The sequence below is a fragment of the Pseudomonas sp. R38(2017) genome, assembly GCF_002112395.1.
Classification (GTDB): domain Bacteria; phylum Pseudomonadota; class Gammaproteobacteria; order Pseudomonadales; family Pseudomonadaceae; genus Aquipseudomonas.
Map to the genome: position 1 here is coordinate 367,430 of NZ_NEHN01000007.1, position 7,603 is coordinate 375,032.

At 59.8% G+C, this 7,603-nt stretch carries 6 protein-coding genes; 2 read left to right on the forward strand and 4 right to left on the reverse strand.

From position 1 onward, the window contains the following. Positions 1 to 11 precede the first annotated feature (11 nt). The 4 genes from CAF87_RS20295 to CAF87_RS20310 form a co-directional block, all read right to left on the reverse strand. On the reverse strand, positions 12 to 1,562 hold the full coding sequence (locus CAF87_RS20295) for an ABC transporter ATP-binding protein (protein WP_085732786.1): 1,551 nt from the start codon (positions 1,560 to 1,562) through the stop codon (positions 12 to 14). A gap of 535 nt (positions 1,563 to 2,097) precedes the next feature. After that, positions 2,098 to 2,679, reverse strand: coding sequence for a YigZ family protein (locus CAF87_RS20300; RefSeq protein ID WP_085732787.1), 582 nt, complete (start codon positions 2,677 to 2,679; stop codon positions 2,098 to 2,100). 7 nt (positions 2,680 to 2,686) lie between these two features. After that, positions 2,687 to 3,337 carry a TetR/AcrR family transcriptional regulator gene (locus tag CAF87_RS20305; protein ID WP_085732788.1) on the reverse strand — a complete coding sequence of 217 codons (651 nt, stop codon included), beginning with the start codon at positions 3,335 to 3,337 and terminating at the stop codon, positions 2,687 to 2,689. 94 nt (positions 3,338 to 3,431) lie between these two features. Then, the gene (locus CAF87_RS20310) at positions 3,432 to 4,352 is read right to left on the reverse strand and encodes a LysR family transcriptional regulator (RefSeq protein ID WP_085732789.1); all 921 of its coding nucleotides are present in this window, start codon (positions 4,350 to 4,352) and stop codon (positions 3,432 to 3,434) included. Positions 4,353 to 4,491: 139 nt separating this feature from the next. Here CAF87_RS20310 and CAF87_RS20315 point away from each other — a divergent pair, with 139 nt between their 5' ends. Together CAF87_RS20315 and CAF87_RS20320 are read left to right on the forward strand one after the other, a co-directional pair. After that, positions 4,492 to 5,841 carry an aspartate aminotransferase family protein gene (locus CAF87_RS20315; RefSeq protein ID WP_007958518.1) on the forward strand — a complete coding sequence of 450 codons (1,350 nt, stop codon included), beginning with the start codon at positions 4,492 to 4,494 and terminating at the stop codon, positions 5,839 to 5,841. A gap of 76 nt (positions 5,842 to 5,917) precedes the next feature. Next, a complete protein-coding gene (locus CAF87_RS20320; protein WP_085732790.1) occupies positions 5,918 to 7,411 on the forward strand; it encodes a CoA-acylating methylmalonate-semialdehyde dehydrogenase in 1,494 nt (497 codons plus the stop codon). Positions 7,412 to 7,603: the final 192 nt, after the last annotated feature.

Genomic DNA, 7,603 nt, shown 5'->3' on the forward strand with positions numbered 1-7,603 from the left:
GGAAAACTCCGTTAAACCGTGGCCGGTTGTGATTGAGGGGTGGCGAATTGGCCGGCCATCCAGCCGCCGACGTCGCTGAGTCGGGTCAGCGCGGTGTCCTGCAACGCCGACAGACGCCCGCCGCACAGCGCGCCGAGGCGATCGCTGATCTGGAACAGTTCGTCGAGGTCTTCGGAAATCACCAGAATCGCCGCCCCGGCATCGCGCAGGGCAATCAGAGCGCGGTGGATGGTGGCCGCCGCGCCGACATCCACGCCCCAGGTCGGATGTGCGGCGATCAGCAGTTTCGGTTGCTGGAGGATTTCCCGGCCAAGGATGAATTTCTGCAGATTGCCGCCGGACAGGCTGCGGGCAGCGGTTTGAGTGTCCGGGGTTTTCACTCCGAAGCGCTGGATGATCGTTTCGGCGAGGGCTTCGACCTTGCCGCGCTCGATCAAGCCGTGGCTGACCAGGCCTTGTTGAAAGGCGGTAAGCAGGGCATTGTCCTCCAGGCTCATGTCCGGCACCGCGCCATGCCCGAGACGTTCGGCGGGGACGAACGCCAGACCGAGTTTGCGTCGCGCATCCGGGCGCAGATCAGCGACGGCGTGTTCTCGGAAGCGGATGGTTGGCGCTGCGTTGTGGGGCAATGTCTGTTCGCCGCTGAGCAAGGCCAATAACTCGTCCTGACCGTTGCCTGCCACGCCAGCGATGCCGACGATTTCACCGCTGCGCACCTGCAGGTCGATGTCGCTCAGGGAACAGCCAAACGGATCCGGGTTGTGCCAGTTCAATCCGCTGACCTGCAAAAACGCCGCGCCACCGCTGACCTTCGTGAACTCGCCGATCAATGTCGCGGCGTCGCCCACCATCAATTGCGCCAGTTGCCGATCGCTGCAATCGGCCGGCACGCAATGCCCGGCAACCCGCCCGCCACGCAGCACCGTGGCGCTGTGGCACAAGGCGCGCACCTCACCGAGTTTGTGGCTGATGAACAGAATGCTGCAGCCCTCCGTCGCGAGTCGGCGCAGGGTGATGAACAACTCGTCGGCTTCCTGCGGCGTGAGCACCGAGGTCGGTTCATCGAGAATCAGCAAGCGAATGTCTTGCATCAGGCAACGAACGATCTCGACCCGTTGCCGCTCGCCGATCGACAGGCTGTGGACAAGTCGCTGGGGCTCCAGCGCCATGCCGTATCGGCGCGACACTTCACGGATTTTCGCTTCAAGCTGTTTCGGCGAACCGGCCGCCGGGCCCATCGCCAGTGCGATGTTTTGCGCAACGCTCAGAGTCTCGAACAGCGAAAAATGCTGAAACACCATGCCGATCCCCAACTGCCGCGCCTGGGCGGGGTTGCGCATGGTCACCGGTTGACCCTGCCACTGCATCTCACCCGAATCGGCCTGGGTGACGCCGTAGATGATTTTCATCAACGTACTTTTACCGGCACCGTTTTCACCGAGCAGCGCGTGGATTTCACCGGGGGCGATGCTCAGGTCGATGGCGTCATTGGCGAGGCAACCGGGATAACGCTTGCTGATGTGGCGCAGTTGCAGGCGCGGTGGGGACGTGGGATTTGGCATGACAGGCTCGGGTTGCTTGGAGTTGTGCCTGTGGATAAAGCAATTTCCTGGCCATTGAGTCAGGAACCCGTCAAGCGCTTGCCCGGCGACCCTTCTTGTAGAGCCACGAAGGTAAAACTGCCACGATGCGCGGCACCAATTAAGCGCAAGGCTTTTGCTCAGGCTCCAGTTTTGTTCGTGAAATTCTGGTTAAAAAACGAGCAATCCCGTCTGAGCCAAGCTGCACGTGCGACTACGGGAGTCATGAACGGGTTATCCACAGGTTGCTCCACAGTATTTGTGCGCAATCGGACAACCTTGGCATAAGCGCAACGGTGCTATCTCCCAATGGCGATAAACAGATCTAACTGATTGTTTTTGTTTGGAATTAAACTTTTTTCAGGTGCTTTGGGCGAAAAGTGTACAAATCGCGCAAAGCCACGTGACAGAAGGGTTACAGCGGTGTGTGCTCAGGTTATCCACAGTCGGGTGCACAGCTGATGTGGGCAAGTCGGTGGAATAAGCCAATCGTGTCGTGCCCTGAAATATTGCAGGCTCAGCGCTGGAGCAGGATGCGCCCGCGGCTGAGATCGGCCAGTTGGTTTTGCAGCAACAGGATCTGCGCTTCCCCCACTGCCAGCTGCAATTCGACGCCGTTGGCGGTGAAGTTTTCCTCCACCACCAGACCGCCGAGATCCGCCACCCGCAATTTCACCAGCGCCAGCTCGGCAAACCCGCAGGCACAACGCAAGGGCACACGGTTGATCAATTCGATTTTCACTGCGGCTTGCAGGCACTTGTTGGCGCCGCCGCCATAGGCTCGGGCCAATCCGCCGGTGCCCAGTTGGATGCCGCCGTACCAGCGGATTACCAGCACGGCGACCTGATCGCAATCCTGCGCCTCGATGGCCGCGAGAATCGGCCGTCCGGCGGTGCCGCCCGGTTCACCGTCGTCGTTGCTGCGGTACTGGTCGCCGAGTTTCCACGCCCAGCAATTGTGCGAGGCGTTCACGTCGCTGTGCTGCTCGATAAAAGCTTGCGCCTCGGCAGGGCTGCCGATCGGCGCGGCGAAGGTGATGAAACGGCTTTTGCGAATCTCTTCGCGAAACTCGCAAAAGTCGCGGAGGGTGAAAGGCATAAATATCTTATAGAGAAGGAGTGAGGCCGCAGCCTTTGAGAATGATGCGGATCAGGTTGTTGCCGGCGTCTTCCATGTCTTGTTTGGTCAACTTGCTGCGACCGGTCACCCGGCAGATCTGGGTGGCGAAGTCAGCGTAATGCTGGGTGCTGCCCCACAACAGGAAAATCAGGTGCACCGGATCTACCGGGTCCATCTTGCCGGCATCGATCCACGCCTGGAACACCGCGGCCCGACCCAGGAACCAGGCGCGGTAGTCCTGGTTGAAATACTCGGTCAGGCATTCGCCGCCGCTGATCACTTCCATCGCAAAGATTCGCGACGCTTGTGGCTGGCGACGGGAAAATTCCATTTTCGCGCGGATGTAGCGAGTCAGCGCTTCGGCCGGATCGTCCTCGGCCGTCAGGGTGTTGAAGGTACTGTCCCACAGCTCGAGGATGTTGCTCAGCACCGCCACGTACAACCCGAGCTTGTTGGTGAAGTAGTAATGCAGATTCGCCTTGGGCAACCCGGCCTTGGTGGCGATGGTGTTCATGCTGGTGCCTTTGTACCCGTGACGGGCGAACTCGTCTTCGGCGGCTTTGATGATGGTCTCTTCGTTCTTCTGACGAATGCGGCTGGCAGGTTTGCCGCCGTGAGCGGGGACTTCAAAGGTCATAGGCACTTCCGGGTTTGTCTGTGGGGTGCAACCAGTTGCGTTGATAGCGCAACCATCGGTCTGCGACAAGCCCCAGGCAATAAAACGCCGGTCATCAGCGGGTGGCGGCCAGGCTTTCGAGAAAACTTTCCAGTACCAGATGCGGGCGGCGGCCCTTGCGGGTGACCGAGGCCAGGCTCAAGTCATAGAACCGCGTTTTGGCCTTGAGCGCTCGTAGCCGTCCCTGTTGTACCCAGAGACTGGCGTAGTGATCTGGCAGATAACCGATGTAACGTCCGGTCAGAATCAGGAATGCCATACCCTCGCGGTCGGAGGCGCTGGCGGTGCAATTGAGTGCCTGATAATGCGCCTGGATCTCCGCCGGCAAGCGGAAGGTCGGCGCGATGGCGTCCTGACTGTTCAGGCGTTCGTCATCCAGCTGTTTATCGTCGACGTAAAACAGCGGATGGCCGACCGCGCAATAAAGCAGTGAGTGCTCGCTGTACAGCGGCTGATATTCCAGTCCCGACAGCGCACTGGCCTGCGGCACCACGCCAACGTGCAGGCGTCCGTCGAGCACACCTTGTTCGACTTCGTTGGGGGCGATCATGCGTATCTGGATTTGCACGTCCGGCCCGCGCTCTTTCAACTGCGCGAGCGCGTGGGTGATGCGCATGTGGGGCAGGGTGACGAGGTTGTCGGTCAGGCCGATGATCAACTCGCCACGCAAGTGCTGGTGCAGGCCGTTGACCTCGGTGCGGAAACTTTCCAGCGCACTTAGAAGCTGCAACGCCGATTGATAGACCTCACGGCCTTCTTCGGTCAGGGAGAAACCGGCGCGCCCGCGCTGGCACAGACGCAGGCCGAGGCGTTGTTCCAGATCGCTCATCTGCTGGCTGATTGCCGAGCGACCTATGCCGAGCACGGTTTCCGCCGCCGAGAAGCCGCCGCACTCCACCACGCTGCGAAAAATCCGCAACAGGCGAATGTCAAAGTCACTCACCTGGGCCAGTGGATCGGGGCGACGGCTGCTCATCTTGTTGTTCTCATTGTTTAGCAAGGTTCTAACTGAAGGTTAGAAGAGTTGGATTTCACCGACTTTATCGGCGTGGCAACTTAGCTGCAACAACGACTTTTATCTCCCTGAAGCTTATTGCCCTGCGAGGTTTTGCCCGATGAACATGCCTGAAAACGCGTCGTCGCCACTGGCCAGCCAACTGAAGCTGGACGCGCACTGGATGCCGTACACCGCCAACCGCAACTTCCAGCGCGACCCGCGTCTGATCGTCGGTGCCGAAGGCAGCTGGCTGATCGACGACAAGGGCCGCAAGGTGTACGACTCGCTGTCCGGTCTGTGGACCTGTGGCGCCGGGCATACCCGCAAGGAAATCCAGGAAGCGGTGGCCAAGCAGTTGGGCACGCTCGATTATTCGCCGGGCTTCCAGTACGGTCACCCGCTGTCGTTCCAGTTGGCCGAGAAGATCACCGATCTGACCCCGGGCAACCTGAACCATGTGTTCTTCACCGACTCCGGTTCCGAGTGCGCCGATACCGCAGTGAAAATGGTCCGTGCCTACTGGCGCCTGAAAGGCCAGTCGACCAAAACCAAAATGATCGGTCGTGCCCGTGGCTACCACGGCGTGAACATTGCCGGTACCAGCCTCGGCGGCGTCAATGGCAACCGCAAGCTGTTCGGTCAGGCGATGATGGATGTCGATCACCTGCCGCACACTCTGCTGGCGAGCAATGCCTTCTCCCGTGGCATGCCGGAGCAGGGCGGTATCGCGCTGGCCGATGAGCTGCTGAAGCTGATCGAGTTGCACGACGCTTCGAACATCGCTGCGGTGTTCGTTGAGCCTCTGGCCGGTTCTGCTGGCGTGCTGGTTCCGCCACAGGGTTATCTGAAGCGTCTGCGCGAGATCTGCGATCAGCACAACATCCTGCTGGTGTTCGACGAAGTGATCACCGGTTTCGGCCGTACCGGCACCATGTTCGGCGCCACCACCTTCGGCGTGACCCCGGACCTGATGTGTATCGCCAAGCAAGTCACCAACGGCGCGATCCCGATGGGGGCGGTGATTGCCAGCTCCGAGATCTATCAGACCTTCATGAACCAGCCGACCCCGGAATACGCCGTGGAATTCCCGCACGGCTACACCTATTCCGCGCACCCGGTGGCTTGCGCCGCAGGCCTGGCAGCACTCGACCTGCTGCAAAAGGAAAACCTGGTACAGAGCGTGGCCGAAGTCGCACCGCATTTCGAAAATGCCCTGCACGGCCTGAAAGGTGCGAAGAACGTCATCGACATCCGCAACTACGGCCTGGCCGGCGCGATCCAGATCGCGGGCCGTGACGGCGACGCCATCGTGCGTCCGTTCGAAGCCGGCATGGCGTTGTGGAAAGCCGGGTTCTACGTGCGCTTCGGCGGCGACACCCTGCAGTTCGGCCCAACCTTCAACAGCAAGCCGCAAGACCTTGATCGTCTGTTCGACGCGGTCGGCGAAGTGCTGAACAAGCTCGACTGATTTTTCCTTCTATATATACCCACAAAAACGGACACCCCATGGTGGGTGCCCGTGGACAAGAATTCAGGAGTTTTCGATGAGCGTTATCCCGCATTTGATCAATGGCGAACTGGTGACCGAGAACGGTCGCTCAGTCGATGTGTTCAACCCGTCCACCGGTCAGGCGATCCATAAGCTGCCACTGGCCAGCCAGGAAACCATCCAGAAAGCCATCAATGCTGCCAAGGCTGCGTTCCCGGCCTGGCGTAACACGCCTGCGGCAAAACGTGCCCAGGTGATGTTCCGTTTCAAGCAACTGCTGGAGCAGAACGAAGCGCGCATCTCGCAATTGATCAGTGAAGAACACGGCAAGACCCTCGAAGATGCTGCCGGTGAACTGAAGCGTGGTATCGAGAACGTCGAGTTTGCTTGTGCCGCTCCGGAAATCCTCAAGGGCGAGTACAGCCGCAATGTCGGCCCGAACATCGATGCCTGGTCGGACTTCCAGCCGCTGGGCGTAGTGGCCGGCATCACCCCGTTCAACTTCCCGGCCATGGTGCCACTGTGGATGTATCCGCTGGCGATCGTCTGTGGCAACTGCTTCATCCTCAAGCCGTCCGAGCGTGATCCGAGCTCGACCCTGCTGATCGCTCAACTGCTGCTGGAAGCCGGCCTGCCCAAAGGCGTGCTGAGCGTAGTGCACGGCGACAAGACTGCGGTGGACGCGCTGATCGAAGCGCCGGAAGTCAAAGCGCTGAGCTTCGTGGGCTCGACGCCGATTGCTGAGTACATCTATGCCGAGGGCACCAAGCGTGGCAAACGCGTGCAGGCACTGGGTGGCGCGAAGAACCATGCGGTGTTGATGCCGGACGCAGATCTGGACAACGCGGTCAGCGCACTGATGGGCGCGGCTTACGGTTCATGTGGCGAGCGCTGCATGGCGATCTCGGTGGCCGTATGTGTGGGTGACCAGGTAGCCGATGCACTGGTTGCGAAGCTGGTTCCACAGATCAAGGCATTGAAAATCGGTGCCGGTACTTCTTGCGGTCTGGATATGGGGCCGTTGGTTACTGGTCAGGCTCGTGACAAGGTCAGCGGTTATGTCGATGACGGCGTGGCGGCGGGCGCGACCCTGGTGGTCGATGGTCGTGGTCTGAGCATTGCCGGTCATGAAGAAGGCTTCTTCCTCGGTGGCTGCCTGTTCGACAACGTCACCCCTGAGATGCGCATCTATAAAGAGGAGATCTTCGGGCCTGTGCTGTGTGTCGTTCGGGTGAACAGCCTGGAAGAAGCAATGCAACTGATCAACGATCACGAATACGGCAACGGCACCTGCATCTTTACCCGCGACGGTGAAGCGGCGCGTCTGTTCTGCGACGAGATCGAAGTCGGCATGGTTGGCGTCAACGTTCCATTGCCGGTGCCGGTGGCTTACCACAGCTTCGGCGGCTGGAAGCGTTCGTTGTTCGGCGACTTGCATGCCTATGGTCCGGATGGCGTGCGCTTCTACACCCGTCGCAAGGCGATCACCCAGCGCTGGCCGCAGCGTGCGAGCCATGAAGCTTCGCAGTTCGCTTTCCCTAGCCTGTAAGTAGAAGGGCATTGCAAAGAAGGCCGACCTTTTAAGGTCGGCCTTCTTGTTTTAGGGCTTTTTTGACCGATGTGACAGATTTATGAAAATAGGGGGTTGACGGCAGATTCTGGAGGCCTATAATTCGCCCCACTTCCGGCGCAGTCGAAACGGAAAACTCCTTGAAACTCAATGAGTTACACGTTTTTCGAC